Annotated in this window: 23 protein-coding genes; 21 read left to right on the top strand and 2 right to left on the bottom strand. The window is 64.0% G+C overall.

Annotation, left to right across the window (positions count from 1 at the left end; all coding sequences use genetic code 11):
- Nucleotides 1-68: 68 nt before the first annotated feature.
- On the top strand, nt 69-1,367 hold the full coding sequence (gene argA / locus K2O50_RS25425; RefSeq protein WP_050707433.1) for an amino-acid N-acetyltransferase: 1,299 nt from the start codon (nt 69-71) through the stop codon (nt 1,365-1,367).
- Nucleotides 1,368-1,560: 193 nt separating this feature from the next.
- Here argA and K2O50_RS25420 read toward each other — a convergent pair whose 3' ends face one another.
- Nucleotides 1,561-2,937: a glutamine synthetase family protein gene (locus tag K2O50_RS25420; RefSeq protein ID WP_050707432.1), complete on the bottom strand. Its 1,377-nt coding sequence runs from the start codon at nt 2,935-2,937 to the stop codon at nt 1,561-1,563.
- Between the two features lie 667 nt (nt 2,938-3,604).
- On the opposite strand from K2O50_RS25420, the gene K2O50_RS25415 reads away from it, so the two are divergent.
- From K2O50_RS25415 to K2O50_RS25385, 7 genes are all read left to right on the top strand, one after another.
- Nucleotides 3,605-4,963, top strand: a complete 1,359-nt coding sequence (locus tag K2O50_RS25415) for a glutamine synthetase family protein (RefSeq protein ID WP_028688542.1) — start codon at nt 3,605-3,607, stop codon at nt 4,961-4,963.
- 48 nt (nt 4,964-5,011) lie between these two features.
- Nucleotides 5,012-6,373 carry an aspartate aminotransferase family protein gene (locus tag K2O50_RS25410; RefSeq protein WP_050707431.1) on the top strand — a complete coding sequence of 454 codons (1,362 nt, stop codon included), beginning with the start codon at nt 5,012-5,014 and terminating at the stop codon, nt 6,371-6,373.
- 169 nt (nt 6,374-6,542) lie between these two features.
- On the top strand, nt 6,543-7,640 hold the full coding sequence (locus K2O50_RS25405; protein ID WP_011536274.1) for a polyamine ABC transporter substrate-binding protein: 1,098 nt from the start codon (nt 6,543-6,545) through the stop codon (nt 7,638-7,640).
- A gap of 161 nt (nt 7,641-7,801) precedes the next feature.
- The gene (locus tag K2O50_RS25400) at nt 7,802-8,896 is read left to right on the top strand and encodes a polyamine ABC transporter substrate-binding protein (RefSeq protein WP_050707430.1); all 1,095 of its coding nucleotides are present in this window, start codon (nt 7,802-7,804) and stop codon (nt 8,894-8,896) included.
- Between the two features lie 57 nt (nt 8,897-8,953).
- A complete protein-coding gene (gene potA, locus K2O50_RS25395) occupies nt 8,954-10,096 on the top strand; it encodes a polyamine ABC transporter ATP-binding protein (protein WP_028688539.1) in 1,143 nt (380 codons plus the stop codon).
- A gap of 35 nt (nt 10,097-10,131) precedes the next feature.
- On the top strand, nt 10,132-11,013 hold the full coding sequence (locus K2O50_RS25390) for an ABC transporter permease subunit (protein ID WP_177330865.1): 882 nt from the start codon (nt 10,132-10,134) through the stop codon (nt 11,011-11,013).
- Nucleotides 11,010-11,903: an ABC transporter permease subunit gene (locus K2O50_RS25385; protein ID WP_050707428.1), complete on the top strand. Its 894-nt coding sequence runs from the start codon at nt 11,010-11,012 to the stop codon at nt 11,901-11,903. The genes K2O50_RS25390 and K2O50_RS25385 overlap by 4 nt, the downstream gene beginning before the upstream one ends.
- 94 nt (nt 11,904-11,997) lie before the next feature.
- On the opposite strand, the gene K2O50_RS25380 is transcribed toward K2O50_RS25385, so the two are convergent.
- Entirely contained in the window at nt 11,998-12,453 is a 456-nt protein-coding gene (locus K2O50_RS25380; RefSeq protein ID WP_050707427.1) for an REP-associated tyrosine transposase, read from the bottom strand.
- 293 nt (nt 12,454-12,746) lie between these two features.
- Here K2O50_RS25380 and K2O50_RS25375 point away from each other — a divergent pair, with 293 nt between their 5' ends.
- The 13 genes from K2O50_RS25375 to K2O50_RS25315 all read left to right on the top strand — a co-directional run bounded on the left by K2O50_RS25375 (nt 12,747) and on the right by K2O50_RS25315 (nt 26,499).
- Nucleotides 12,747-13,835 (top strand): efflux RND transporter periplasmic adaptor subunit, encoded by a 1,089-nt coding sequence (locus K2O50_RS25375; RefSeq protein ID WP_050707426.1) that lies wholly within the window; start codon nt 12,747-12,749, stop codon nt 13,833-13,835.
- Nucleotides 13,832-14,899, top strand: coding sequence for an efflux RND transporter periplasmic adaptor subunit (locus tag K2O50_RS25370; RefSeq protein WP_050707425.1), 1,068 nt, complete (start codon nt 13,832-13,834; stop codon nt 14,897-14,899). Before K2O50_RS25375 ends, K2O50_RS25370 begins: the two co-directional genes overlap by 4 nt.
- On the top strand, nt 14,896-17,961 hold the full coding sequence (locus K2O50_RS25365) for an efflux RND transporter permease subunit (protein WP_050707424.1): 3,066 nt from the start codon (nt 14,896-14,898) through the stop codon (nt 17,959-17,961). The genes K2O50_RS25370 and K2O50_RS25365 overlap by 4 nt, the downstream gene beginning before the upstream one ends.
- 259 nt (nt 17,962-18,220) lie before the next feature.
- On the top strand, nt 18,221-18,403 hold the full coding sequence (gene oscA / locus K2O50_RS25360) for a sulfur starvation response protein OscA (RefSeq protein ID WP_016489716.1): 183 nt from the start codon (nt 18,221-18,223) through the stop codon (nt 18,401-18,403).
- 48 nt (nt 18,404-18,451) lie between these two features.
- Nucleotides 18,452-19,459, top strand: coding sequence for a sulfate ABC transporter substrate-binding protein (locus K2O50_RS25355; protein ID WP_050707423.1), 1,008 nt, complete (start codon nt 18,452-18,454; stop codon nt 19,457-19,459).
- Between the two features lie 190 nt (nt 19,460-19,649).
- The gene (gene cysT, locus K2O50_RS25350; protein WP_028688531.1) at nt 19,650-20,468 is read left to right on the top strand and encodes a sulfate ABC transporter permease subunit CysT; all 819 of its coding nucleotides are present in this window, start codon (nt 19,650-19,652) and stop codon (nt 20,466-20,468) included.
- Between the two features lie 12 nt (nt 20,469-20,480).
- Complete coding sequence (gene cysW, locus K2O50_RS25345) at nt 20,481-21,353, top strand: sulfate ABC transporter permease subunit CysW (protein ID WP_050707422.1); 873 nt, start codon at nt 20,481-20,483, stop codon at nt 21,351-21,353.
- 3 nt (nt 21,354-21,356) lie between these two features.
- Nucleotides 21,357-22,346, top strand: coding sequence for a sulfate/molybdate ABC transporter ATP-binding protein (locus tag K2O50_RS25340; protein ID WP_011536261.1), 990 nt, complete (start codon nt 21,357-21,359; stop codon nt 22,344-22,346).
- A gap of 385 nt (nt 22,347-22,731) precedes the next feature.
- Nucleotides 22,732-23,520 carry an energy transducer TonB gene (locus K2O50_RS25335; RefSeq protein ID WP_050707421.1) on the top strand — a complete coding sequence of 263 codons (789 nt, stop codon included), beginning with the start codon at nt 22,732-22,734 and terminating at the stop codon, nt 23,518-23,520.
- A 30-nt stretch (nt 23,521-23,550) separates the two neighbouring features.
- On the top strand, nt 23,551-24,273 hold the full coding sequence (locus K2O50_RS25330) for a MotA/TolQ/ExbB proton channel family protein (protein ID WP_028688527.1): 723 nt from the start codon (nt 23,551-23,553) through the stop codon (nt 24,271-24,273).
- A 1-nt stretch (nt 24,274) separates the two neighbouring features.
- Nucleotides 24,275-24,676, top strand: coding sequence for a biopolymer transporter ExbD (locus K2O50_RS25325; RefSeq protein ID WP_028688526.1), 402 nt, complete (start codon nt 24,275-24,277; stop codon nt 24,674-24,676).
- A 231-nt stretch (nt 24,677-24,907) separates the two neighbouring features.
- Nucleotides 24,908-25,489, top strand: a complete 582-nt coding sequence (locus K2O50_RS25320; protein ID WP_050707420.1) for an alpha/beta hydrolase — start codon at nt 24,908-24,910, stop codon at nt 25,487-25,489.
- Between the two features lie 62 nt (nt 25,490-25,551).
- Nucleotides 25,552-26,499, top strand: coding sequence for a sigma 54-interacting transcriptional regulator (locus K2O50_RS25315; RefSeq protein ID WP_050707419.1), 948 nt, complete (start codon nt 25,552-25,554; stop codon nt 26,497-26,499).
- Nucleotides 26,500-26,554: the final 55 nt, after the last annotated feature.

Raw genomic sequence — 26,554 nt, 5'->3', positions numbered from 1 at the left:
GTTCCGACGATGACTTTCGAACGTTGTGCGCCTTTTCGTTCTCCGTTCACTTATCCACAGGCCTTGTCATGCCCGATTACGTCAACTGGCTGCGTCATGCGTCTCCCTACATCAACGCCCACCGCGACTGCACCTTCGTGGTCATGCTCCCCGGTGACGGCGTCGAACACCCGAACTTCGGCAACATCGTCCACGACCTGGTGCTGCTGCACAGCCTTGGCGTGCGCCTGGTGCTGGTCCACGGCTCGCGCCCGCAGATCGAAAGCCGCCTGGCCGCGCGCGGCCTGACCCCGCACTACCATCACGGCATGCGCATTACCGACGCGGCGACGCTCGATTGCGTGATCGATGCGGTCGGCGCCCTGCGCCTGGCCATCGAGGCGCGCCTGTCGATGGACATGGCGGCCTCGCCGATGCAGGGCTCGCGCTTGCGGGTGGCCTCCGGCAACCTGGTCACCGCACGGCCGATCGGCGTGCTCGAAGGGGTCGACTACCACCACACCGGCGAGGTGCGCCGGGTCGACCGCAAGGGCATCAACCGCCTGCTCGACGAGCGCTCCATCGTGCTGCTGTCGCCGCTGGGCTATTCGCCGACCGGCGAGATTTTCAACCTCGCCTGCGAGGACGTGGCCACCCGCGCCGCCATCGAGCTGGGCGCCGACAAGCTGCTGCTGTTCGGCGCCGAACCGGGACTGCTGGACGCGCATGGCCAGCTGGTGCGCGAGCTGCGGCCGCAGCAGATCGCCCCGCACCTGCAGCGCCTGGGCAGCGACTACCAGGCCGAGCTGCTGGACGCCGCCGCCGAGGCCTGCAAGGGCGGCGTGGCGCGCAGCCATATCGTCAGCTATGCCGAGGACGGTGCGCTGCTGACCGAGCTGTTCACCCGTGGCGGTGGCGGTACGTTGGTGTCCCAGGAGCAGTTCGAAGTGGTGCGCGAGGCGACCATCGAGGATGTGGGCGGCCTGCTGGAGCTGATCAGCCCGCTGGAAGAGCAGGGCATCCTGGTGCGCCGTTCGCGCGAGGTGCTGGAGCGGGAGATCGAGCAGTTCAGCGTGGTCGAGCGCGAGGGCATGATCATCGCCTGCGCGGCGCTGTACCCGATTGCCGACTCCGAGGCCGGGGAGCTGGCGTGCCTGGCAGTGAACCCGGAGTACCGGCATGGCGGGCGTGGCGACGAACTGCTCGAGCGCATCGAGGAGCGGGCGCGCAAGCTGGGGCTCAATACCCTGTTCGTGCTGACGACCCGGACCGCGCACTGGTTCCGAGAGCGAGGCTTTGCGCCCAGTGGCGTGGAACGGCTGCCGGCGGCGCGGGCTTCGCTGTACAACTACCAGCGCAATTCGAAGATCTTCGAGAAGCCGCTCTGACAGTAAATACGGCCCTTGTAGGAGCGGCCTTGTGCCGCGAAAGGGCCGCGCAGCGGCCCCGGCAATTTCAGAATTGATGCACAAATCTTGGGGGCGCTTCGCACCCCTTTCGCGGCACAAGGCCGCTCCTACACATGGATGGGTGTATCTGCGGGCCAAACAAAAACGCCGCCCTTGTGGGCGGCGTTTTCGTTTACACGGTATGCAGGTACCAGTTGTACTCGAGGTCGGAGATCGAATGCTCGAACTCCTCCAGCTCGCTCTCCTTGCACGCGACGAAGATGTCGATGTACTTCGGATCGATGTACTTGTTGAGGATCTCGCTGTCGTCCAGCTCGCGCAGGGCATCGCGCAGGTTGTTCGGCAGGCTCTGCTCCAGCTGCTCGTACGAGTTGCCTTCGATCGGCTCGCCCGGTTCGATCTTGTTGGTCAGACCGTGGTGCACGCCGGCCAGCACGGCGGCCATCATCAGGTACGGGTTGGCGTCGGCGCCGGCCACCCGGTGCTCGATGCGCACGGCGTCCGCCGAGCCGGTCGGCACGCGCAGGGCCACGGTGCGGTTGTCCAGGCCCCAGCTCGGTGCGTTCGGCACGTAGAACTGCGCGCCGAAACGGCGGTACGAGTTGACGTTCGGGCAGAGGAACGCCATCGAAGCGGGCAGGGTCTCGAGCACACCGCCGACAGCGTGACGTAGCGCGGCGTTCTGCTCGGGATCCTCGCTGGTGAAGATGTTGTTGCCATCCTTGTCCAGCACGGAGATGTGTACATGCAGGCCGTTGCCTGCCTGGCCCGGGTAGGGCTTGGCCATGAACGTGGTGTCCATTTCATGGTCGTAGGCGATGTTCTTGATCAGGCGCTTGAGCAGCACCGCGTAGTCACAGGCCTTGAGCGGGTCGGCGACGTGGTGCAGGTTGACTTCGAACTGCGCCGGGGCGCTTTCCTTGACGATGGCGTCGGCCGGGATGCCTTGCTCCTTCGCGCCTTCGAGGATGTCCTGCAGGCAGTCGGCGTATTCGTCGAGGTCGTCGATCAGGTAGACCTGGGTCGACTGCGGGCGCTTGCCCGAGATCGGCGAGCGCGGCGGCTGCGGACGGCCGTTCACGTTCTCCTGGTCGATCAGGTAGAACTCCAGCTCGAACGCGGCGCAGATGGTCAGGCCCATCTCGGTGAACTTGCTCACCACCTGGCGCAGTACTTCGCGCGGGTCGGCGAAGAAGGGTTCGCCTTCGAGTTCGTGCATGGTCATCAGCAGCTGCGCGGTCGGGCGCTTCTGCCAGGGTTCGTTGGAGAGGGTGCCGGGGATGGGGTAGCAGATACGGTCGGCATCGCCGATGTCCAGGCCAAGGCCGGTGCTTTCGACGGTAGAACCGTTGATATCCAGGGCGAAGAGGGAGGCAGGCAGGTTGATGCCTTTCTCGTAAACCTTGTGGAGGCTGGTGCGCTCGATGCGCTTGCCACGCACCACACCATTCATATCTGCAATCAGAAGGTCAACGTAGAGAACCTCAGGATGTTCCTTAAGGAACGCGTTCGCTTCGTTAAGCTGAACGGCACGCGGGGGTACCGACATGATGCAACACCTTTGTTGTTAAAAATATCAATCAAGGGGGGCTTGCAACCTCAGTCAATCGGAAAGACCAGGTGAAGTCAAGCCAAGCCCATGATGCCCTTAAATGGCACATCTACGGCAGATTTGCTGCATATCGGGGCGTGCCATTATCCGCTATTTTCGCCCTGAAGGGTTATCCCGAGCAGGGCGTGTTTTATTTTTTACGGAGAGGTTGTGTAAAAAAATGAACGAGGATAAGCTCGGTCACAACCCAGAACACAATAATACGAGGGTCACATGGTCCGCTTGCCGAGACCTGTCAGCGCCGCATGCACGGTGCGTTCAGGTACATCTCCCGGTTGCCGTCCGGTCATCGCACGCCTGCATCGAAGGGGCGCCGCGCTGGCCGCAATAATTGACGGTTCGCGTAAAAAAGCCATACCTCGTAACGCTTTACCGCAACACCTCCTTTCTTTCTGCCCTTCGCTTTCTGTCCGGACGCGCCGTCATGGCGTGCCGCCACTGTCGTCCTGCGCGAGGGTTTTTGCTTTAGCCATGCACAGCATCCAGAATCAAGGCGCGGGCCTTTCCAGGCCCCTCGGCGCCCTGCGCGCCGACTTTGCCCGACGCCTGGCGTCAGTGGCCGCCGGTTGCCTTCAACCGCGCCACATTACCTCCTGAGGTATTTATGAGTCACAACCTCGACCAGCTCACCGATTGGTTGAAAGAGCACAAGATCACCGAAGTGGAATGCCTGATCAGCGACCTGACCGGCATCACCCGCGGCAAGATCTCGCCCACCAACAAATTCATCGCCGAGAAAGGCATGCGCCTGCCCGAAAGCGTGCTGCTGCAGACCGTGACCGGCGACTACGTCGACGATGACATCTATTACGAACTGCTCGACCCGGCCGACATCGACATGATCTGCCGCCCCGACGAGAACGCGGTGTTTCTCGTGCCATGGGCCATCGAACCGACCGCCCAGGTGATCCACGACACCTACGACAAGAAGGGCAACCCGGTCGAGCTGTCGCCGCGCAACGTGCTGAAGAAGGTCCTGAAACTCTACGCCGACAAGGGCTGGCAGCCGATCGTCGCGCCCGAGATGGAGTTCTACCTCACCAAGCGTAGCGAAGACCCGGACTTTCCGCTGCAGCCGCCGGTAGGCCGTTCCGGCCGTCCGGAAACCGGGCGGCAGTCGTTCTCCATCGAGGCGGCCAACGAATTCGACCCATTGTTCGAGGATGTCTACGACTGGTGCGAACTGCAGCAGCTGGACCTCGACACGCTGATCCACGAGGACGGCACCGCGCAGATGGAAATCAACTTCCGTCACGGCGATGCCCTGCACCTGGCCGACCAGATCCTGGTGTTCAAGCGCACCATGCGCGAGGCCGCGCTCAAGCACAACGTGGCCGCCACCTTCATGGCCAAGCCCATGACCGGCGAGCCGGGCAGCGCGATGCACCTGCACCAGAGCGTGGTCGACGTGGCCACCGGCAAGAACATCTTCTCCAACGCCGACGGCAGCATGAGCGAGCTGTTCCTGCACCACATCGGCGGCCTGCAGAAGTTCATCCCCGAGGCGCTGCCGCTGTTCGCCCCCAACGTCAACTCGTTCCGCCGCTTCCTGCCCGACACCTCGGCGCCGGTGAACGTCGAGTGGGGCGAAGAGAACCGCACCGTCGGCCTGCGCGTGCCGGATGCCGGCCCGCAGAACCGCCGGGTCGAGAACCGCCTGCCGGGCGCCGACGCCAACCCCTACCTGGCCATCGCCGCGAGCCTGCTGTGCGGCTATATCGGCATGGTCGAAGGCATCGAGGCCAGCGCGCCGGTGCAGGGCCGGGGCTACGAGCGGCGCAACCTGCGCCTGCCGCTGACCATCGAGGATGCCTTGGAGCGCATGGAGAACAGCCGCGCGCTGGTGCAGTACCTGGGCAAGAAATTCATCACCGGCTACGTCGCCACCAAGCGCGCCGAGCATGAGAACTTCAAGCGCGTCATCAGCTCCTGGGAGCGTGAGTTCCTGCTGTTTGCTGTGTGATCAACCCTGAGGCCGCCTGCGGGCGGCCACCGGAAAATGGAGAGGCACATGAGCGTCAACAACCCGCAAACCCGTGAATGGCAAACCCTGAGCGGCGAGCACCACCTTGCACCTTTCAGTGACTACAAGCAGCTGAAGGAGAAGGGGCCGCGCATCATCACCAAGGCGCAGGGCGTGCATTTGTGGGACAGCGAGGGGCACAAGATCCTCGACGGCATGGCCGGCCTGTGGTGCGTGGCGGTCGGCTATGGCCGCGAAGAGCTGGTGCAGGCGGCAGAAAAGCAGATGCGCGAGCTGCCGTACTACAACCTGTTCTTCCAGACCGCCCACCCGCCGGCGCTGGAGCTGGCCAAGGCGATCACCGACGTGGCGCCCGAGGGCATGACCCATGTGTTCTTCACCGGCTCCGGTTCCGAAGGCAACGACACCGTGCTGCGCATGGTCCGCCATTACTGGGCGCTCAAGGGCAAGCCGCACAAGCAGACCATCATCGGCCGCATCAACGGCTACCACGGCTCCACCTTTGCGGGTGCGTGCCTGGGCGGCATGAGCGGCATGCACGAGCAGGGCGGCCTGCCGATTCCGGGCATCGTGCATATCCCTCAGCCGTACTGGTTCGGCGAGGGTGGCGACATGACCCCGGACGAATTCGGCGTGTGGGCGGCCGAGCAGCTGGAGAAGAAGATTCTCGAAGTCGGCGAGGACAACGTCGCCGCTTTCATCGCCGAGCCGATCCAGGGCGCGGGCGGGGTGATCATCCCGCCAGAGACCTACTGGCCGAAGGTCAAGGAGATCCTCGCCAAGTACGACATCCTGTTCGTCGCCGACGAAGTGATCTGCGGTTTTGGCCGCACCGGCGAGTGGTTCGGCTCCGACTACTACGACCTTGCGCCTGACCTGATGACCATCGCCAAGGGCCTGACCTCCGGTTACATCCCCATGGGCGGTGTGATCGTGCGTGACACAGTGGCCAAGGTGATCAGCGAAGGTGGTGACTTCAACCACGGCTTCACCTACTCCGGCCATCCGGTGGCGGCGGCGGTGGGCCTGGAAAACCTGCGCATCCTGCGCGACGAGAAGATTGTCGAGCGTGCCCGCAACGAAACGGCACCGTATTTGCAAAAACGACTGCGTGAGCTGCAGGACCACCCGCTGGTGGGCGAGGTACGCGGCCTGGGCCTGCTCGGCGCGATCGAGCTGGTCAAGGACAAGGCCACCCGTAGCCGCTACGAGGGCAAGGGCGTCGGCATGATCTGCCGCACCCACTGCTTCGAGAACGGCCTGGTGATGCGCGCGGTGGGCGACACCATGATCATCGCGCCGCCGCTGGTGATCAGCCGCGAAGAGATCGACGAACTGGTGGAAAAGGCGCGCAAGTGCCTGGACCTGACCTACGAAGCGGTCAAATGACAGTCTGCTAGGCTGGCGAGGTGACATTAATGTCGTTGCAAGGCCCTGCTTTGGTTGAAACAGCGCCTTGTAACTTGCCAGACTAACGGCTGTTTAGTCGCCCAACGCGCGTCCCGTGGTACCTGGCTGCTGAACAGATGGCTTGATAATAAATTCTGGAGCATTACGCATGAAGAAATTGGGCAAGACGCTGCTGGCCGCCGCCCTGATGGGTGCCATGGCCACCGCTGTTCAGGCTGACGACAAGGTGCTGCACGTCTACAACTGGTCGGACTACATCGCCCCGGACACCGTGGCCAACTTCGAGAAGCAGACCGGCATCAAGGTGGTCTACGACGTCTTCGACAGCAACGAGACCCTCGAAGCCAAACTGTTGGCGGGCAAGTCGGGCTACGACATCGTCGTGCCGTCCAACAACTTCCTGGCCAAGCAGATCAAGGCGGGTGTCTACCAGGAACTGGACCGCTCCAAGCTGCCCAACTGGAAGAACCTCGACCCGGCGCTGCTCAAGGCCGTGGGTGATGCCAGCGACCCGGGCAACAAGTTCGCCTTCCCGTACATGTGGGGCTCCATCGGCATCGGCTACAACCCGGAGAAGGTCAAGGCCGCGCTGGGCGTGGACAAGATCGACTCGTGGGATGCCGTGTTCAAGCCCGAGAACATCGCCAAGCTCAAGAGCTGCGGCGTGAGCTTCCTCGATGCCCCGACCGAGATGATCCCGGCCGCGCTGCACTACCTGGGCCTGCCCAGCGACAGCACCAAGAAGGAAGACCTGAAGGCCGCGGAAGACCTGTTCCTGAAGATCCGTCCTTCGATCACCTACTTCCACTCCTCCAAGTACATCTCGGACCTGGCCAACGGCAACATCTGCGTGGCCGTGGGTTACTCGGGTGACCTGGAACAGTCCAAGGCCCGTGCCCATGAAGCCGGCGACAAGGTCAAGCTGAGCTACACCATTCCGAAGGAAGGTGCCGGTACCTTCTACGACATGGTCGCCATTCCGAAGGATGCCGAGAACGTCGAAGCCGCCTACAAGTTCATGGACTTCCTGCTGCAGCCGGAAGTGATGGCGGGCATCACCAACGCCGTGCGCTTCCCGAACGGCAACAAGGCCGCCACCCCGCTGGTGGACAAAGAGATCACCAGCGATCCGGCGATCTATCCGTCCGATGAGGTGAAGGCCAAGCTGTACGCCATCAAGGCACCGGAGAAGACCGCCCAGCGCGAGATCACCCGCAGCTGGACCAAGATCAAGTCGGGCAAGTAAGCCTGATGCAAGGCCCTCTGGGCCGGGGTTTCCCGGCCCGGAGGCAGGTAAAGGCAAATAAGTTTGCGGCATCCACGCCGTGAAGGTAAGTTGCGCGCCGGTTTTGCGTGTGCGGCCGAGTTTTTCCGCCACTTGAGGCACTGATTGTGAGGACCACCCACTTGTCTATTTCTGTATTTCGCAAGGCCTTGATGGCTGGAGCGGGTCTGACGCTGGCTTGCAGCGTCCAAGCGGCGCCCACGGTGCACATCTACAACTGGTCCGACTATGTTGGTCCGAATACCCTTGCCGATTTCCAGAAGGAAACCGGCATCACCCCGAAATACGACGTCTTCGACAGCAACGAGACGCTGGAAGGCAAGCTGCTGGCCGGACGCACCGGTTATGACGTGGTCGTGCCGTCCAACCATTTCCTCGGCAAGCAGATCAAGGCGGGCGCGTTCCAGAAGCTCGACCGTGATTTGCTGCCCAACTACGCGAACCTCGACCCGGCGCTGATGAAGCGTCTGGAGAAGAACGACCCGGGCAACCAGTACGCCGTCCCCTACCTGTGGGGCACCAATGGCATCGGCTACAACGTCGAGAAGGTCAAGGCGGCGCTGGGCACCGACAAGATCGACTCCTGGGCGGTGCTGTTCGAACCCGAGAACATGAAGAAGCTCAGCAAATGCGGCGTGGCCTTCCTCGACTCGGCCGACGAGATGCTCCCGGCGGTGCTCAACTACATGGGCCTGGACCCGAACAGCAGCAACCCCAAGGACTACCAGAAGGCGGAAGAGAAACTGCTGGCCGTGCGCCCGTACGTGACCTACTTCCACTCTTCCAAGTACATCAGCGATCTCGCCAACGGCGATATCTGCGTGGCCGCTGGCTTCTCCGGCGATATTTTCCAGGCCAAGGCCCGCGCTGAAGAAGCGAAGAAGGGCGTGAAGCTGGCCTACGCCATTCCCAAGGAAGGCGGCAACCTCTGGTTCGATGTGCTGGCGATTCCCAAGGACGCCAGCAACGTCAAGGAGGCCCACGCCTTCATCAACTATTTGCTGAAACCTGAGGTGATCGCCCAGGTCAGTGATTACGTCGGTTACGCCAACCCGAACCCCAAGGCTGGCGACCTGATGGACCAGGCCGTGAGGACTGACGCCGCGGTTTACCCACCGCAGGAAGTGCTGGACAAGATGTTCGTCAACGCCGAGTTGCCACCCAAGGTGCAACGTTTGATGACCCGCAGCTGGACCAAGGTCAAGTCGGGCAAGTAACAATCCAGGCCCGCCAGCGCAGCGGCGGGCACATAAATCTTGTTGGGAGTTTCACTCATGGCAGTTGCCTCCGGTGCCTATAAGAAAGCCCTCGAGGGTGGCCAGCAACCCAAGCAGGTGCTGGTCAAGATCGACCGGGTCACGAAAAAATTCGACGAAACGGTAGCCGTGGACGATGTGTCCCTGGAAATCCGCAAGGGCGAGATCTTCGCCCTGCTGGGCGGCTCCGGGTCCGGCAAATCGACCTTGCTGCGCATGCTGGCCGGCTTCGAGCGTCCGACCGAAGGGCGGATCTTCCTCGATGGCGTCGACATCACCGACATGCCGCCCTATGAGCGGCCGATCAACATGATGTTCCAGTCCTACGCGCTGTTCCCGCACATGACCGTGGCGCAGAACATCGCCTTCGGCCTGCAGCAGGACAAGATGCCCAAGGCCGAGATCGACGCCCGCGTGGCCGAGATGCTCAAGCTGGTGCACATGACCCAGTACGCCAAGCGCAAGCCGCACCAGTTGTCCGGTGGCCAGCGCCAGCGGGTGGCCCTGGCCCGTTCGCTGGCCAAGCGTCCCAAGCTGCTGCTGCTCGACGAGCCGATGGGCGCGCTGGACAAGAAACTGCGCTCGCAGATGCAGCTGGAGCTGGTGGAGATCATCGAGCGCGTGGGCGTGACCTGCGTGATGGTGACCCACGACCAGGAAGAGGCCATGACCATGGCCCAGCGCATCGCCATCATGCACCTGGGCTGGATCGCCCAGATCGGCAGCCCGATCGACGTCTATGAAACCCCGACCAGCCGTCTGGTCTGCGAGTTCATCGGCAACGTCAACCTGTTCGAGGGCGAGGTGGTCGACGACGCCGAAGGCCACGCGATCATTGCCAGCCCGGAACTGGAGCGCAAGATCTACGTCGGCCACGGCGTCACCACCTCGGTCGAGGACAAGCACATCACTTACGCCCTGCGTCCGGAGAAGCTGCTGGTCACCACCGAGCAGCCGACCTGCGAGCACAACTGGTCGCGCGGCAAGGTCCACGATATCGCCTACCTCGGCGGCCACTCGGTGTTCTACGTCGAGCTGCCCGGCGGCAAGATCGTCCAGTCGTTCGTCGCCAACGCCGAGCGCCAGGGCACTCGCCCAACCTGGGATGACGAAGTCTACGTGTGGTGGGAAGACGACAGCGGCGTGGTACTGCGCTCATGAAACCACGAAAGCTCAAACGAGCCCTCCAGCGCTTGATCCCCGAAGGGCGGCACATGGTGATCGGCGTGCCGTTCATCTGGCTGTTCCTGTTCTTCATGCTGCCGTTCTTCATCGTCCTGAAGATCAGCTTCGCCGAAGCCGACGTGGCGATCCCGCCGTACACCGAGATCTACACCTATCTCGAAGGCAAGGTGCAGCTGGTGCTGAACCTGGCCAACTACGGCCTGCTCACCGAGGACGAGCTGTATATCGCGGCCTACCTCGGTTCGTTGAAGGTGGCCTTCTTCAGCACTTTGCTGTGCCTGCTGATCGGCTACCCGATGGCCTACGCCATCTCCAAGGCCAAGAAGGAGTCGCAGACCGTCCTGCTGCTGCTGATCATGATGCCGACCTGGACCGCGATCCTGATCCGCGTCTATGCCTGGATGGGCATTCTCAGCAACAACGGGCTGCTCAACAGCTTCCTGCTGTGGCTGGGCCTGATCGACCAGCCGCTGCAGATCCTCAACACCAACCTGGCGGTGTATATCGGCGTGGTCTATTCGTACCTGCCGTTCATGATCCTGCCGTTGTACGCCAACCTGGTGAAGCATGACGAGAGCCTGCTCGAAGCCGCGTCGGACCTGGGTTCGAGCACCTTCAACAGCTTCTGGAAGATCACCGTGCCGCTGTCGAAGAACGGCATCATCGCCGGCTGCATGCTGGTGTTCATCCCGGTGGTGGGCGAGTTCGTGATTCCTGAACTGCTCGGCGGCCCGGAAACCCTGATGATCGGTAAAGTGCTGTGGCAGGAGTTCTTCAACAACCGCGACTGGCCGGTGGCGTCCGCCCTGGCGGTGGTGATGCTGGCGATCCTGATCGTGCCGATCCTGCTGTTCAACCGTAGCCAGGCCAAAGAGATGGAGGGCCGCGCATGAAACGCTTCAGTTTCTCCAAGCTGATGCTGGTGCTCGGCTTGCTGTTCATCTACCTGCCGATGCTGATCCTGGTGATCTACTCGTTCAACGCCTCGAAGCTGGTGACGGTGTGGGGCGGCTGGTCGGTGAAGTGGTACGTCGGCCTGCTCGACAACACCCAGCTGATGGGTTCGGTGATGCGCTCGCTGGAGATCGCCTGCTACACGGCGGTCGCCGCGGTGGCGCTGGGCACCCTGGCGGCCTTCGTGCTGACCCGGGTCACCCGCTTCAAGGGCCGCACCCTGTTCGGTGGCCTGGTCACCGCGCCGCTGGTGATGCCCGAGGTGATCACCGGTCTGTCGCTGCTGCTGCTGTTCGTGGCCATGGCGCAGATGATCGGCTGGCCCCAGGAGCGTGGCATCGTCACCATCTGGATCGCCCACACCACGTTCTGCGCCGCCTATGTGGCGGTGGTGGTGTCGGCGCGCCTGCGCGAGCTGGACCTGTCCATCGAAGAGGCGGCCATGGACCTGGGCGCCAAGCCGTGGAAGGTGTTCTTCCTGATCACCATCCCGATGATCGCGCCGTCGCTGGCGGCGGGCGGCATGATGTCGTTCGCCCTGTCGCTGGATGACCTGGTGCTGGCCAGCTTCGTCTCCGGCCCGGGCTCGACCACCTTGCCGATGGAAGTGTTCTCGGCCGTGCGCCTGGGCGTGAAGCCGGAGATCAACGCCGTGGCCAGCCTGATCCTGCTGTCGGTGTCGCTGGTGACCTTCCTGGTCTGGTACTTCAGCCGCCAGGCCGAAGAGCGTCGCCGTCGGGCGATCCAGCAGGCCATCGAAGAGGGCGCCGCAGCGAACGTCTCGCAGCCGCAGACCCGCCGTCCGGCCCAGGCCACCGCGCAGGCCTGAGCCGACGCATCGCGGGGCAAGCCCGCTCCCACAGGACTTGTGTGCATCTCGGTCCCTGTGGGAGCGGGTTTACCCGCGAATGCCTCCCGCCGCCTCAAAGCCAGACCGCATCCCAATGCGGATAGTCCCTGACGCTAGTGACCAGCCCCGCCCGCAACGGATTGGCAACGATGTACCTGGCGACATGGACCACATTCTCTTCCCGACGTAATGCGTGGTCCTGATATCCGGTCTGCCAGATCGGATGATGCCTGACACCAGCCTTGTGCAGTTCAAGGCTGGAACGCGACTTGAACCTGCGCATCAGTGTTCCGAGCGTTACCGACTTCAACTCGATCAACCAATGCAGATGATCCGGCATCACGACCCAGGCCAGTGATCGGCAGGCTTGTTCCTGATCTGATCGACGCAGTTGCTGAACGACCAGACGCGCATGATGGAAGTCGTGGAACAGAGGCTTGCGTTGGTGAGTGATAGTGGTCAGCAGGTAGAGCCTTTCAGGCTCGGAGAAGCGGCCACGACGCAGCAGATGGGATTGGGCGACAGGCATTCGAGTCACTCCTTGAAAACACATCTCTTCTGAACGGTAGCGGTTGGAATGAAGAGCCTTTGCTGCGGATGGTTTCTGGATATGGCAAGAAGTGGTGCTGGCTTTGATGGCCCTTTCGCGGGTAAACCCGCTCCCACAGGGGCCAAGGTGCACTCGATACCTGTGGGAGCGGGTTCACCCGCGAAGAGGCCCTTCCGGCCACCACGAATTCCAGCCCAGTACCCTTTTCCAATCCCTGATCTACGCTAACAGTCGCATCCCACGAATCATCTGCGCGCAAGCAAGGAGCCCGAATGACGTTGACACGTCCATCGTCGGTCGTTTGCCTGGGGCTGCTGTTCATGCTTACGGGCTGTGGCAAGGAAGAGGCCGCCCCGGTATTGCCCCGGGTCGCGGTGCAACAGGTGCAACCCACCGACTTTGCCGCCCGGGTCACCTTGACCGGTGACGTGCAGGCGCGGGTGCAGACCGACCTGTCGTTCCGCGTGGGCGGCAAGATCATCGCCCGTAGTGTCGATGTCGGCGACCACGTCAAGGCCAACCAGGTGCTGGCGCGCCTGGATCCGAAGGACCTGCAGAACAACGTCGACTCGGCCAAGGCCGAGGTGTTCGCCGAGCAGGCCCGGGTCACCCAGACCAGCGCCGCGTTCGTGCGCCAGCAGAAGCTCCTGCCCAAGGGCTACACCAGCCAGAGCGAGTACGATTCCGCCGAAGCCGCGCTGCGCAGCAGCCAGAGTGCGCTCAAGGCCGCCCAGGCGCAGCTGGCCAACGCCAATGAGCAGTTGAGCTACACGGCGCTGGTGTCCGAAGCCGACGGGGTGATCACCGCGCGCCAGGCCGAGGTCGGCCAGGTGGTGCAGGCGACCATGCCGATCTTCAGCCTGGCGGTCGATGGCGACCGTGACGCGGTGTTCAATGTCTACGAATCGCTGCTGGTGAAATCCCCCAGCGACGAGGGCGTCGTCGTCAGCCTGCTGGACAACCCGGCGATCAAGGCCGAAGGCCGGGTCCGCGAGATCACCCCGACGGTGTCCGCCGAGAGCGGTACGGTGCAGGTCAAGGTCGCGCTGCGCAACGTGCCGGCCGGCATGCAGCTGGGCTCACCGGTCACGGCCACTGGCAACACCCAGGGCCGGCCCAGCATCGAATTGCCGTGGTCGGCATTGACCAAGGCGCTGAAGGAGCCGGCGGTGTGGGTGGTGGGCGAGGGCGACAAGGTCGAATTGCGCAAGGTCCAGGTCGCGCGCTACCTCACCGGCAAGGTGGTGATCGCCGACGGTATCAAGGGCGGCGAGACCGTGGTGGTGGGCGGTGGACAGCTGCTGCACCCGGACATGCAGGTCGAGAAGGTCAGCGCCAAGGACGGAGGGGCCGCGCCATGAAACGTCAGATGCTGATACTGTCAGCCAGCCTGATGCTGGGGGCCTGCGGGGGCGATGAGGCGCCGCCTGAGGCGATACGCCCGGTGCTGTCGACGCTGGTCGAGCCGCAGGTACAGTCGCAGCTGGGCCGCTTTGCCGGTGCCATTCAGGCCCGCTACGAAAGCACCCTGGGGTTTCGGGTGTCCGGACGCATTGCCCGGCGCTGGCTGGATGTGGGGACGCGGGTAAGCCCTGGCGATACCCTGGCCACCCTCGATCCGACCGACCAGCAAAACCAGTTGCGCGCAGCCGAGGGCGATCTGGCCAAGGTCCAGGCGCAATGGATCAATGCCCAGGCCAATGCTCGCCGCCAGCAGCAGTTGTACGACCGTGGTGTCGGCGCCCAGGCCCAGCTGGACATCGCCCAGACCGACCTGAAAACCACCGGTGCCGCGCTGGAGCAGGCGCGCTCGGCGGTCAGCCAGGCCCGCGACCAGCTCGGCTACAGCACCCTGCGCAGTGATCATGCGGCGGTGGTCACTGCCTGGCAGGCCGAGGCGGGGCAGACCGTCAGCGCCGGTCAGGCCGTTGTCACCCTGGCCCGTCCGGATGTCAAGGAGGCGGTGATCGACCTGCCGATCCCGCTCGCCGAACAGTTGAACAAGGACCTTACCTTTACCGTCGCTTCGCAGCTCGACCCGGGCATCAACACCACCGCCACGCTGCGCGAGCTCGAGCCACAGGCTGACGCCACCACCCGTACCCGCCGCGCCCGCTTGACCCTGACCAGCACGCCCGATGCCTTCCACCTGGGCACCGCGGTCAGCGTCACCCTGACCTCGGCGGTGAGCCCGCGCAGCGAATTGCCGCTGACCGCGTTGCTTGAACGTGACGGCAAGCCCCAGGTGTGGGTGGTCGATCCGCAGCAGAAAACCGTGGCCACTCGTGACGTCGCGTTGATCGAGCGTACCGCCGACAGCATCGTCCTGGCCTCCGGCGTGCAGCCCGGCGAGCGCGTGGTGACCGCTGGAGTGAACAGCCTCAAGCCCGGCCAGAAGGTCACCTTCGACGAGGACGCGCAATGAAAGGAAGCTTCAACCTCTCGGAGTGGGCGCTGAAGCACCAGTCCTTCGTCTGGTACCTGATGTTCGTTGGCCTGCTGATGGGGATCTTCTCCTACTTCAACCTTGGCCGTGAGGAGGACCCGTCCTTCACCATCAAGACCATGGTCATCCAGAGCCGCTGGCCGGGCGCCACTCAGGACGAGACCCTGTACCAGGTCACCGATCGCATCGAGAAGAAGCTCGAGGAACTCGACTCGCTCGACTACGTGAAGAGCTACACCCGCCCGGGCGAATCCACGGTCTACGTCTACCTTCGCGACACCACCAAGGCCAAGGACATCCCCGAGATCTGGTACCAGGTACGCAAGAAGATCCAGGACATCCGCGGGCAGTTTCCCGCAGGTATCCAGGGGCCGGCGTTCAACGATGAGTTCGGCGACGTGTTCGGCTCGATCTACGCGTTCACCGCCGACGGCCTCACCCTGCGCCAGCTGCGCGACTATGTCGAGGTGGCGCGGGCCGAGGTGCGCGAAGTGCCCAACATCGGCAAGGTCGAGCTGATCGGCACCCAGGACGAAGTGCTGTACCTGAACTTCTCCACCCGCAAGCTGGCCGCGCTGGGCATCGACCAGCGCCAGGCCATGCAAGCCCTGCAGCAGCAGAACGCAGTGACCCCCGCCGGTGTGATCGAGGCCGGGCCCGAACGCATCTCGGTGCGCACCACCGGGCAATTCGCCTCGGAGAAGGACCTGCAGACGGTGAACCTGCGCATCAATGACCGGTTCTTCCGCCTGGCCGACATCGCCGATATCGAGCGCGGCTATGTCGACCCGCCGTCGCCGATGTTCCGTTTCAATGGCCAGACCGCCATTGGCCTTGCGATCGGCATGAAGGCCGGCGCCAACATCGAGGTGTTCGGCGCGGCCCTGAAGGCGCGGATGGACAGCATCGTTCGGGACCTGCCGGTGGGTGTTGGCGTGCACAACGTGTCCGACCAGGCGGTGGTGGTCAAGCAGGCGGTCGGCGGCTTCACCAGCGCGCTGTTCGAAGCCGTGGTGATCGTGCTGGCGGTGAGCTTCGTCAGCCTGGGTATTCGCGCGGGACTGGTGGTGGCTTGCTCGATTCCGCTGGTGCTGGCCATGGTCTTCGTGTTCATGGAGTACAGCGACATCACCATGCAGCGGATCTCGCTCGGTGCGCTGATCATCGCCCTGGGCCTGTTGGTGGATGATGCGATGATCACCGTCGAGGTGATGGTCACGCGCCTGGAGATGGGCGAGACCAAGGAGCAGGCGGCCACCTTCGCCTACACCTCCACGGCGTTCCCCATGCTCACCGGCACCCTGGTGACGGTGGCCGGTTTCGTGCCGATCGGCCTCAACGCCAGTTCCGCGGGCGAGTACACCTACACCCTGTTCGCGGTGATCGCCGTGGCCTTGCTGGTGTCCTGGGTGGTGGCGGTGTTCTTCGCTCCGGTACTGGGCGTGCATATCCTCAGCAGCAGCAAGCTCAAGCCCCACGAGGCCGAGCCCGGGCGTGTCGGCCGGGCGTTCGAAGGCGGGCTGCTGTGGTGCATGCGCCACCGCTGGCTGACCATCATCGGTACAGTGGTGCTGTTCGCCCTGTCGATCTTCAGCATGCGCTTCGTGCAGAACCAGTTCTTCCCGTCGTCGGACCGCCCGGAGATCCTCGTCGACCTCAACCTGCCGCAGAACGCCTCGATCGAGGAAACACGCAAGGTTGTCGACCGCCTGGAGGCGAGGATCAAGGACGACCCGGACCTGGTGCGCTGGAGCACCTACATCGGCCAGGGCGCGATCCGCTTCTACCTGCCCCTCGACCAGCAGTTGCAGAACCCGTACTACGCCCAGCTGGTGATCGTCAGCAAGGGCTTCGAGGAGCGCGAGGGCATGATGCAGCGCCTGCAGAAGCTGCTGCATGAGGAGTTCGTCGGCATTGGCACCAACGTCCAGTCGCTGGAAATGGGGCCGCCGGTGGGCCGGCCGATCCAGTACCGGGTCAGCGGCAAGGACATCGACCAGGTGCGCAGGCACGCCATCGAGCTGGCGACCCTGCTCGACAGCAACGAACACATCGGCGAGATGATCTACGACTGGAACGAGCCCGGCAAGGTGCTGCGCATCGAGATCGCCCAGGACAAGGCGCGTCAGCTGGGCCTGTCGTCCGAGGACGTGGCCAATGTGATGAACAGCATTGTCAGCGGCGTGCCGGTCACCCAGGTCAACGACAACATCTACCTGGTCAATGTGGTGGCCCGCGCCGAAGACAGCGAACGCGGCTCGCCGGATACCTTGCAGAACCTGCAGATCGTCACGCCCAGCGGCGCCTCGATTCCGCTGCTGGCCTTCGCCACCGTGCGCTACGAGCAGGAGCAGCCGCTGGTATGGCGCCGCGACCGCAAGCCGACCATCACCATCAAGGCCTCGGTGGTCGGTGATATCCAGCCCACCGACCTGGTGGCCGAACTCAAGCCCGGCATCGATGACTTCGCCAGCAAGCTGCCGGTGGGCTATGACGTGGCCACCGGCGGTACGGTGGAGGAGAGCAGCAAGGCCCAGGGGCCGATCGCCGACGTTATCCCGCTGATGCTGTTCCTGATGGCGACCTTCCTGATGATCCAGCTGCACAGCGTGCAGAAGCTGTTCCTGGTGGTCAGCGTCGCGCCCCTGGGGCTGATCGGCGTGGTGCTGGCGCTGGTGCCCACGGGCACGCCGATGGGCTTCGTGGCGATCCTCGGGATCCTCGCCCTGGCCGGGATCATCATCCGCAACTCGGTGATCCTGGTGACCCAGATCGACGAGTTCGAGGAGCAGGGCTATACGCCGTGGGATGCGGTGGTGGAGGCGACCAATCACCGGCGCCGGCCGATCCTGCTGACGGCGGCGGCGGCGAGCCTGGGCATGATCCCGATCGCCCGGGAAGTGTTCTGGGGGCCGATGGCCTACGCCATGATTGGCGGCATCATCAGTGCAACGCTGCTGACGCTGCTGTTCCTGCCGGCGCTGTATGTGGCCTGGTACAAGATTCGCGAGCCGCAGGACAAGACACAGCGACCACATTGACCCCTGTAGGAGCGGCCTTGTGCCGCGATGGGCTGCGCAGCGGCCCCAGGTTGTGGGCATCCTGCAGAATTCTCGGGGCTGCTGCGCAGCCCATCGCGGCGCAAGGCCGCTCCTACAGGGTAGCTACCTAAAGTTGGTTATATAAACATTCTTAAACAGTATTTTTAAGAATATCCGCGCCTCACTAGTATTGCCTTCAAGCCAGGCGCAAATCCCCTTCAAACCTCTGCCCGGCACCCTTACTCACAGGAGAACGAGCATGAGTGCATCTCTGCGCAGCATCGACGGTCAGGACGAAGCCACCATTCTGCGTGAAATCCAGAGCGCGCTGCGCGACCTGCGCTTCGGCGCGGTGGAGATCACCGTGCACAACGCCCAGGTGGTGCAGATCGAACGCAAGGAGAAGTTCCGCCTGCAGCAGCCCGGCAACAAGTCCGGCTGACACCGCATCACTTCAAAAACTAGAAAAATGCCAATCGGGAGCTTCACCATGTCCATCCGCCGTTATGCGCTTGCCGCCCTGGCCAGTGCCGTTTTTGCCGGTTCCGCGATCGCCAAGGACTACGAACTGCTGAACGTGTCCTATGACCCGACCCGCGAGCTTTACCAGCAGTACAACGCCGAGTTCATCAAGCACTGGCAAGCCGCCCATCCGGGCGACAAGGTGAAGATCCAGCAGTCCCACGGTGGTTCGGGCAAGCAGGGGCGCGCGGTCATCGACGGCCTGCGCGCCGACGTGGTGACCCTGGCCCTGGCCGGCGACATCGACGAGATCGCCAAGCTCGGCAAGACCCTGCCGGAGGACTGGCAGAAGCGCCTGCCGGACGCCAGCACGCCGTATACCTCGACCATCGTGTTCCTGGTGCGCAAGGGCAACCCGAAAGGCATCAAGGACTGGGGCGACCTGATCAAGAAGGACGTCTCGGTCATCACTCCCAACCCGAAAACCTCCGGCGGCGCCCGCTGGAACTTCCTCGCCGCCTGGGCCTACGGCCTGAAGACCGGCGGCAATGAAGACAAGGCCAAGGCCTACGTGCAGGAGCTGTTCAAGCACGTGCCGGTGCTCGATACCGGCGCCCGTGGCTCGACCATCACCTTCGTCAACAACGGCCAGGGCGATGTGCTGCTGGCCTGGGAGAACGAGGCCTTCCTGGCGCTGAAGGAAGACGGCGGCGCCGACAAGTTCGAGATCGTCGTGCCTTCGCTGTCGATCCTGGCCGAGCCACCGGTGGCGGTGGTCGACAAGAACGCCGAGAAGAAAGGCAACGAGAAGATCGCCGAGGAATACCTCAAGCACCTGTACAGTCCGGCTGGCCAGAAGATCGCCGCGCAGAACTTCTACCGTCCGCGTGACGCCAAGGTCGCCGCCGAATTCGGCAAGCAGTTCCCGAAACTGGACCTGGTGACCATCGACAAGGACTTCGGCGGCTGGAAGACTGCGCAGCCGAAGTTCTTCAATGATGGCGGTGTGTTCGACCAGATCTATCAGGCACAGTGATCGGCTGTTCAAACCATGTATCGTGATGGCGTGGGAGCGGGCTTGCCCCGCGATTGCAGGGGCGGCCCTATCGCGGGGCAAGCCCGCTCCCACGATGTTCCGAACAGGGCTTTGCCAACGCTTCACCCTTCAGTAGCCTGCACCGGCCCGGGATGACTCCCGGGCTTCGTGCGTTCAACCAGGGACCTTTATGTCACGTCGCATTTCCCCCGTCATACCCGGCTTCGGGCTGACGCTGGGCTACACCTTGGTGTACCTCAGCCTGATCGTGCTGATACCGCTGGCCGCCATGTTCGTGCATGCCGCGCAGCTCACCTGGGAGCAGTTCTGGAACATCATCAGCGCACCACGGGTGCTGGCCGCGCTGAAACTGAGTTTCGGCACTGCCCTGTTCGCCGCCATCATCAACGGTGTGATCGGCACCCTGCTGGCCTGGGTGCTGGTGCGCTACACCTTCCCAGGGCGCAAGGTCATCGACGCGATGATCGACCTGCCGTTCGCCCTGCCCACCGCTGTTGCCGGTATCGCCCTGACCGCCCTGTACGCCCCGGCGGGCTGGGTCGGCCAGTTCGCCACCGACCTCGGCTTCAAGATCGCCTACACCCCCCTGGGCATCACCCTGGCGCTGACCTTCGTCACCCTGCCGTTCGTGGTGCGCACGGTGCAGCCGGTGCTGGCCGACATCCCGCGTGAAGTCGAGGAGGCCGCCGCCTGCCTGGGCGCCAAACCGCTGCAGGTGTTCCGCCACGTGCTGGCGCCGGCGCTGCTGCCGGCGTGGCTGACCGGCTTTGCCCTGGCCTTCGCCCGGGGCGTGGGCGAGTACGGTTCGGTGATCTTCATTGCCGGCAACATGCCGATGAAGACCGAGATCCTGCCGTTGCTGATCATGGTCAAGCTTGACCAGTACGACTACACCGGCGCCACCGCCATCGGCGTGCTGATGCTGGTGGTTTCCTTCATCCTGCTGCTGCTGATCAACCTGCTGCAGCGGCGCATCGAAACCCCTTGAAGGAGGCCGGCAATGTCTAGTCAACCCATGAGCGCAACCGCCGCCGCCAACGCCGCCCGACGCAGCAGCGCCACCTCGCGCCGGGTGCTGATCACCCTGGCCTGGATCGTCTTCGCGCTGTTCCTGGCGCTGCCGCTGGTGATCGTGGTGTCGCAGGCCCTGAAGAACGGCTTCGGCACGTTCTTCGAAGCGATCTTCGAGCCCGACGCGCTGTCCGCGCTCAAGCTCACCCTGCTGGCGGTGGCCATCTCGGTGCCGTTGAACCTGGTGTTCGGCGTATCCGCCGCCTGGTGCGTGAGCAAGTACAGCTTCCGCGGCAAGAGCATCCTGGTCACCCTGATCGACCTGCCGTTTTCGGTGTCGCCGGTAATCGCCGGTCTGGTCTACGTGCTGATGTTCGGTGCGCAGGGCCTGTTCGGGCCGTGGCTGCAGGACCACGATATCCAGATCGTCTTCGCCCTGCCGGGCATCGTCCTGGCGACCATCTTCGTCACCGTGCCGTTCGTCGCCCGCGAGCTGATCCCGCTGATGCAGGAGCAGGGCACCCAGGAGGAGGAGGCCGCGCGCCTGCTCGGCGCCAACGGCTGGCAGATGTTCTGGCATGTCACGCTGCCGAACATCAAGTGGGGCCTGATCTACGGCGTGGTGCTGTGCACTGCCCGGGCCATGGGCGAGTTCGGCGCGGTGTCTGTCGTGTCGGGCCATATCCGTGGCGTTACCAACACCTTGCCGCTGCACGTGGAGATCCTCTACAACGAGTACAACCATGTCGCGGCCTTCAGCGTGGCCAGCCTGCTGCTGATCCTGGCGCTCTTCATCCTGCTGCTCAAGCAGTGGAGCGAGAACCGTATTAACCGCCTGCGCCACAGCGCCGCGGAGGAATGATTCATGTCGATCGAAGTTCGTAACGTCAGCAAGCGCTTCAACAGCTTCCAGGCCCTGGACAACATCAACCTGGATATCCACAGCGGCGAGCTGGTGGCCCTGCTCGGCCCGTCCGGCTGCGGCAAGACCACCCTGCTGCGCATCATCGCCGGCCTGGAGACCCCGGACAACGGCAGCATCGTATTCCACGGCGAGGACGTGTCCGGCCATGACGTGCGTGATCGCAACGTTGGTTTCGTGTTCCAGCACTACGCGCTGTTCCGCCACATGAGCGTGTTCGACAACGTCGCCTTCGGCCTGCGCATGAAGCCCAAGGGCGAGCGCCCGAGCGAAAGCAAGATCGCCGAGAAGGTCCATGAGCTGCTGAACATGGTCCAGCTCGACTGGCTGTCCGACCGTTACCCCGAGCAGCTGTCCGGCGGCCAGCGCCAGCGCATCGCCCTGGCCCGTGCCCTGGCGGTGGAGCCCAAGGTGCTGCTGCTCGACGAGCCGTTCGGGGCGCTGGATGCCAAGGTGCGCAAGGAGCTGCGCCGCTGGCTGGCGCGCCTGCACGAGGACATCAACCTGACCTCGGTGTTCGTCACCCACGACCAGGAAGAGGCCATGGAAGTCGCCGACCGCATCGTGGTGATGAACAAGGGTGTGATCGAGCAGATCGGCTCGCCGGGCGAGGTATACGAGAAGCCGGCCAACGACTTCGTCTACCACTTCCTTGGCGATTCCAACCGCCTGGCGCTGAGCGAAGGGCACCACGTGCTGTTCCGTCCGCACGAAGTGTCGCTGTCGCGCCACGAGACCGAGGGGCATCATGCCGCCGAAGTGCGCGATATCCGTCCGTTGGGGGCGACCACGCGAGTGACGCTGAAGGTGGAAGGGCAGAGCGAGCTGATCGAGGCCGAAGTGGTCAAGGATCACGACAGCCTCACCGGGCTGGCGCGTGGGGAGACGTTGTTCTTCCGGCCGAAGGTGTGGCAGAAGGTGGCGGATATCTGAGCTGGTGCTTGTGATGGAAAACCCGGGCATGGTCCTGGGTTTTTTATTGCCTGTGAGATTGCCGGGGCTGCTGCGCAGCCGATCGCGGCACAAGGCCGCTCCTACATAAGAGATTGCGGTGCCCTGTAGGAGCGGCCTTGTGCCGCGATCGAGGGCGAAGCCCTCGCGTGAATTGATGCCTTGAACGAATATTTTGAATGCCTACAAGGCATCATTCGTGAGCTGTTCTGCGGCAGGCCGCGAACGACGCGGGCTGTGGGCAGACCACCAAAATCATTATTCCATTAAGATCTAGTTTTACGTTTAAACATTACTTTATGAGCTAAGTCTCTGGGCCCGATGATTCAGCCACACACCTGAATCAAGAACCCCAGGAGTTTTAGCAATGGGCAATGTCCAGACGGCCGTCAGGGCCTACGACCAGCCATGGCGCCCGGCATCGGGTGATCTGGTCGAGCTCGGACGCACGCTACGCCTGCCGCTGGGCCAGTTGCGCCTGCAACGCACGCCGGTCAGCGGTCTCAAGCGTCGCGACAAGCTGGTGCTGGGCCTGCTGGTGCTGGTGCTGCACGGCGCGGCGGCGTACTGGGTCAGCCACCAGCCGACCCCCGAGCTGCCGGTCATCCCGCCGAAGATTCCGCCCATGACCATCGAGTTCGCCGCGCCCGCACCACCGGTGGTCGAGCCGCCGCCGGCCCCTGTGGTCCAGCCACCACCACCGCCACCGGTGGTCGACGAACTGGCTGCCAAGCCCGCGCCCAAGCCGGTCCCGAAACCCAAGCCAGTGCCCAAGCCCGTGGCCAAGCCGCAGCCCAAGCCAGTCGAGGCGCCACCGCCGACACCGGTTGCCGCGCCAGCACCCCCGGCACCTGCACCACCCGCACCTGCGCCAGTGACCCCGGCCTCGGCCAACGCCGCGTACCTGAAGAACCCGGCGCCGGAGTATCCGCAGATGGCCCAGCGCCGCGGCTGGGAAGGCACGGTGCTGCTGCGCGTGGAGGTGCTGCCCAGTGGCAAGCCGGGGCAGATCCAGATCCAGAAGAGCAGTGGCCGCGACGCCCTGGACGCCGCTGCGCTGGCTGCGGTGAAGCGCTGGAGCTTCGTCCCGGCCAAGCAGGGCGACGTGGCCCAGGTGGGCTGGGTCAGCGTACCGATCGATTTCAAGCTTCGTTAACTTGCGACCGCATACAGGAAGGACTTCATCATGAGCTTGTTGGCATCTCCCCTCGAATCCGTTGAAAGCGCGGTCATCTGGCTGCTGGTCGGCTTCTCCGTCGCCACCTGGGCGCTGGCCCTGGTCAAGGTCGTGCAGTTCGTGCGCCTGAAGAACCAGGACAAACGCTTCCACCAGCAGTTCTGGGCCGCGTCCAGCCTCGACTCTGCCGCCGAGCCCGCCCACGACCTGCCCGGCCCGGCCGCCCGTGTCGCCCAGGCGGGCTTTGCCGCGATCGCGGTTGGCGAGCCTGGCCAGGCCAGTGACCTCAGCCAGGCCATCAACCACCAGGACCGCCTGGAGCGCGCCCTGCGCCAGCAGATCGTCCGCGAGCGCCGCTCGCTGGAAACCGGCCTGGCGGTGGTCGCCAGTATCGGCAGCACCTCGCCCTTCATCGGCCTGTTCGGCACCGTGTGGGGCATCATGGAGGCGCTCAAGGGTATCAGCGCGGCGGGCTCGGCCAGCCTGGAAACCGTGGCCGGCCCGATCGGCGCGGCGCTGGTCGCCACCGGCGTGGGCATCGCCGTCGCGGTGCCGGCGGTGCTGGTCTACAACTACTTCCTCCGTCGCCTGAAGCTGACCGCGGCGGACCTCGACGACTTCGCCCACGACTTCTACAGCCTGGCGCAGAAGAGTGCCTTCCGCGTGCTGGTGCACCCGGCGGTGCAGCGCCAGCACACCGGCTTCACCCAGCCTGTGAAGGAGGCCTCCTGACATGGCCTTCTCGACCCAGGACAGCGATGAAGTGTTGAGTGAAATCAACGTCACGCCATTGGTGGACGTCATGCTGGTGCTGTTGGTGGTGTTCATCGTCACCGCGCCGTTGCTGACCAATGCCATCCCGATCAACCTGCCCAAGACCGAGGCCGTGGCCCCGGTCGAGCAGAAGGACCCGCTGGTGGTGAGCATCGACGGCAGCGGCAAGCTGTTCATCAACAAGGACGAGATCCAGCCCGACCTGCTGGAGACCAACCTCAAGGCTGCCAAGGACAAGGACGCCGAGCTGCGTGTGCAGCTGCAGGCCGACGATGGTGTGAACTACGGCGAGGTCGCCCGCGCGATGGCGGCGATCGAACGTGCCGGGATCAGCAAGCTGGCGGTGATTACCGCCCGCTGACCGGCGATACCCTCTTCAGGCAAGTGCTTAGGGGCCATTTTCCTTGGCAGGGGATGGCCCTTTTTTTATTGGAGAAGCGGATTTGAAGCCTTTCGCGATCCCTGCAGGGGCAGGGCTCGAACACTGTGGCTTTGAATTTATGGTTATTAATAAATAGCTTCTTATTCCTTTACGAATATAACCCCCTCCCTATACTTGCACCCAAGCACGCAAACTTCCGGAGGCGTCCCCATGCGCAATGAGTCGATTCGTTACCTGATTGTGCCGGGCTGGCAAGGATCGCCAGACAACCATTGGCAGAGTCACTGGCAGCGCAGCCTGCCCAACAGCGCCCGGGTCGAGCAGCATGACTGGCTGACCCCGCAACGACGCGACTGGGTCCAGGCGCTGGAGCAGGCGATTGCCGCCGAACGCTCGCCGGTGATTCTCATCGCCCACAGCCTGGGCTGCATCACGGTCGCCCATTGGGCCGCCCAGGCCAGTCCCGAGCTGCTACGCCGGGTACGTGGTGCATTGCTGGTGGCGCCGGCGGATGTCGAGCGTCCGACCTGCGCGCCGGCCTTGCGCAATTTCGCGCCGATTCCACTGCAGGCCTTGCCGTTCCCCAGCCAGGTGGTCAGCTCCGACAACGACCCGGCGGTGAGCGTGCCGCGCGCGCTGTACCTGGCCCAGGCCTGGGGCGCCGAGGCCGGGCTGCTGGCCGACGCCGGGCATATCAACGTCAAGTCCGGCCATGAGCGTTGGGAACAGGGCTTCGCCTACCTCTACCGCCTGCAGGCCCGTGTCGATCAGCGCGCGCTGCGCCGCGCCTGATCCGCCGGATTCTTCGAACGAGTCGAATCCCCGGCCGCCTGCGGCTGGGGCGGGAGTATTCCATGACGTTTCACACTGCTTTCGGCCAGCCGTTGCTGACCTTCCCCGAACTGGACAAGAGCCCACTGAGCATCCGCGCCAAGGCGCTGGTGTTCGTCGATCCGCGTTCCCAGGCGCTGCGCCAGGCCCTGGAGCGATTGGCGCCACAACCGCTGCCGGTGCTGATCCGTGGCGAGACCGGCACCGGCAAGGAGTTGCTGGCCCGGCAGATCCACCGCGCCAGTGACCGCGGCGGGTTGTTCGTATCGGTCAATTGCGCGGCCATCAGCCCGACCTACGCCGATGCCGAGCTGTTCGGCTACAGCGCCGGCACCCAGGGCGGTACCGCCAGCAGTCGAGCCGGCTGGTTCGGCTCGGCCAACGGCGGCACGCTGTACCTGGACGAGATCGCCGACCTGCCCCTGGCGATCCAGGGCAAGCTGCTGGCGGCCCTGGAAAACCGCGAGGTGACCCGGGTCGGCGCCGCCCAGCCGCAGGCGGTCGATGTGCGGCTGGTGGCCGCTTCCAGCATCGACCTGGCACAGGCCGTGCGCGCCGGGCGCTTCAACGAGCGGCTCTACCATTACCTGCACGAGGGCGAGCTCGAGCTGCCGGCATTGCGTGATCGGGTCGGCGATATCCTGCCGCTGGCCGAGTACTTCGTCGGTATCTACAGCGTGCGCCTGGATCGGCCACTGCCGTTGATCAGCGAGGCGGCCCAGCAGGCGCTGGAGGCCCATGCCTGGCCGGGCAATACCCGTGAGCTGGAGAACGTCATTCACTTCGCCCTGCTGGTCAGTGATGGTGAGGAGATCCTTCCCGCGCATCTCGACCTTCCGGATATCACACCCTTGGCCAGCCTGGCCCGTCAGCTCGCGCAACTGGGTGCCAGTCGGGAGCCGCAAACCCTGGCCGACCTGCGCGGGCTGCTGGGCGCAGCCTTGGCGCAATTGGGCAAATCCGCGCCGTAGAGCTGTGCGTGGCCGCTCATAAGCAAAGGTCGTGATGGCGATTTGTTTTTGGAAT

Source organism: Pseudomonas sp. 2hn (assembly GCF_019646095.1).
In the GTDB taxonomy this organism is placed as follows: Bacteria; Pseudomonadota; Gammaproteobacteria; order Pseudomonadales; family Pseudomonadaceae; genus Aquipseudomonas; species Aquipseudomonas peradeniyensis.
Note: the sequence above shows the minus strand (reverse complement) of the source record. Positions and strands in the feature narration are given on the sequence as shown.

Excerpts from the sequence above, each read along its gene's own strand:
- oscA (WP_016489716.1), top strand. The coding sequence starts at position 18,221 with ATGAGTGCATCTCTGCGCAGCATCGACGGTCAGGACGAAGCCACCATT.
- K2O50_RS25415 (WP_028688542.1), top strand. The coding sequence starts at position 3,605 with ATGAGTCACAACCTCGACCAGCTCACCGATTGGTTGAAAGAGCACAAG.
- K2O50_RS25370 (WP_050707425.1), top strand. The coding sequence starts at position 13,832 with ATGAAACGTCAGATGCTGATACTGTCAGCCAGCCTGATGCTGGGGGCC.
- cysW (WP_050707422.1), top strand. The coding sequence starts at position 20,481 with ATGTCTAGTCAACCCATGAGCGCAACCGCCGCCGCCAACGCCGCCCGA.
- K2O50_RS25335 (WP_050707421.1), top strand. The coding sequence starts at position 22,732 with ATGGGCAATGTCCAGACGGCCGTCAGGGCCTACGACCAGCCATGGCGC.
- K2O50_RS25355 (WP_050707423.1), top strand. The coding sequence starts at position 18,452 with ATGTCCATCCGCCGTTATGCGCTTGCCGCCCTGGCCAGTGCCGTTTTT.
- K2O50_RS25375 (WP_050707426.1), top strand. The coding sequence starts at position 12,747 with ATGACGTTGACACGTCCATCGTCGGTCGTTTGCCTGGGGCTGCTGTTC.
- K2O50_RS25340 (WP_011536261.1), top strand. The coding sequence starts at position 21,357 with ATGTCGATCGAAGTTCGTAACGTCAGCAAGCGCTTCAACAGCTTCCAG.
- K2O50_RS25405 (WP_011536274.1), top strand. The coding sequence starts at position 6,543 with ATGAAGAAATTGGGCAAGACGCTGCTGGCCGCCGCCCTGATGGGTGCC.
- K2O50_RS25320 (WP_050707420.1), top strand. The coding sequence starts at position 24,908 with ATGCGCAATGAGTCGATTCGTTACCTGATTGTGCCGGGCTGGCAAGGA.
- K2O50_RS25330 (WP_028688527.1), top strand. The coding sequence starts at position 23,551 with ATGAGCTTGTTGGCATCTCCCCTCGAATCCGTTGAAAGCGCGGTCATC.
- K2O50_RS25385 (WP_050707428.1), top strand. The coding sequence starts at position 11,010 with ATGAAACGCTTCAGTTTCTCCAAGCTGATGCTGGTGCTCGGCTTGCTG.
- argA (WP_050707433.1), top strand. The coding sequence starts at position 69 with ATGCCCGATTACGTCAACTGGCTGCGTCATGCGTCTCCCTACATCAAC.
- potA (WP_028688539.1), top strand. The coding sequence starts at position 8,954 with ATGGCAGTTGCCTCCGGTGCCTATAAGAAAGCCCTCGAGGGTGGCCAG.
- K2O50_RS25325 (WP_028688526.1), top strand. The coding sequence starts at position 24,275 with ATGGCCTTCTCGACCCAGGACAGCGATGAAGTGTTGAGTGAAATCAAC.
- K2O50_RS25365 (WP_050707424.1), top strand. The coding sequence starts at position 14,896 with ATGAAAGGAAGCTTCAACCTCTCGGAGTGGGCGCTGAAGCACCAGTCC.
- K2O50_RS25380 (WP_050707427.1), bottom strand. The coding sequence starts at position 12,453 with ATGCCTGTCGCCCAATCCCATCTGCTGCGTCGTGGCCGCTTCTCCGAG.
- K2O50_RS25420 (WP_050707432.1), bottom strand. The coding sequence starts at position 2,937 with ATGTCGGTACCCCCGCGTGCCGTTCAGCTTAACGAAGCGAACGCGTTC.
- K2O50_RS25410 (WP_050707431.1), top strand. The coding sequence starts at position 5,012 with ATGAGCGTCAACAACCCGCAAACCCGTGAATGGCAAACCCTGAGCGGC.
- cysT (WP_028688531.1), top strand. The coding sequence starts at position 19,650 with ATGTCACGTCGCATTTCCCCCGTCATACCCGGCTTCGGGCTGACGCTG.
- K2O50_RS25315 (WP_050707419.1), top strand. The coding sequence starts at position 25,552 with ATGACGTTTCACACTGCTTTCGGCCAGCCGTTGCTGACCTTCCCCGAA.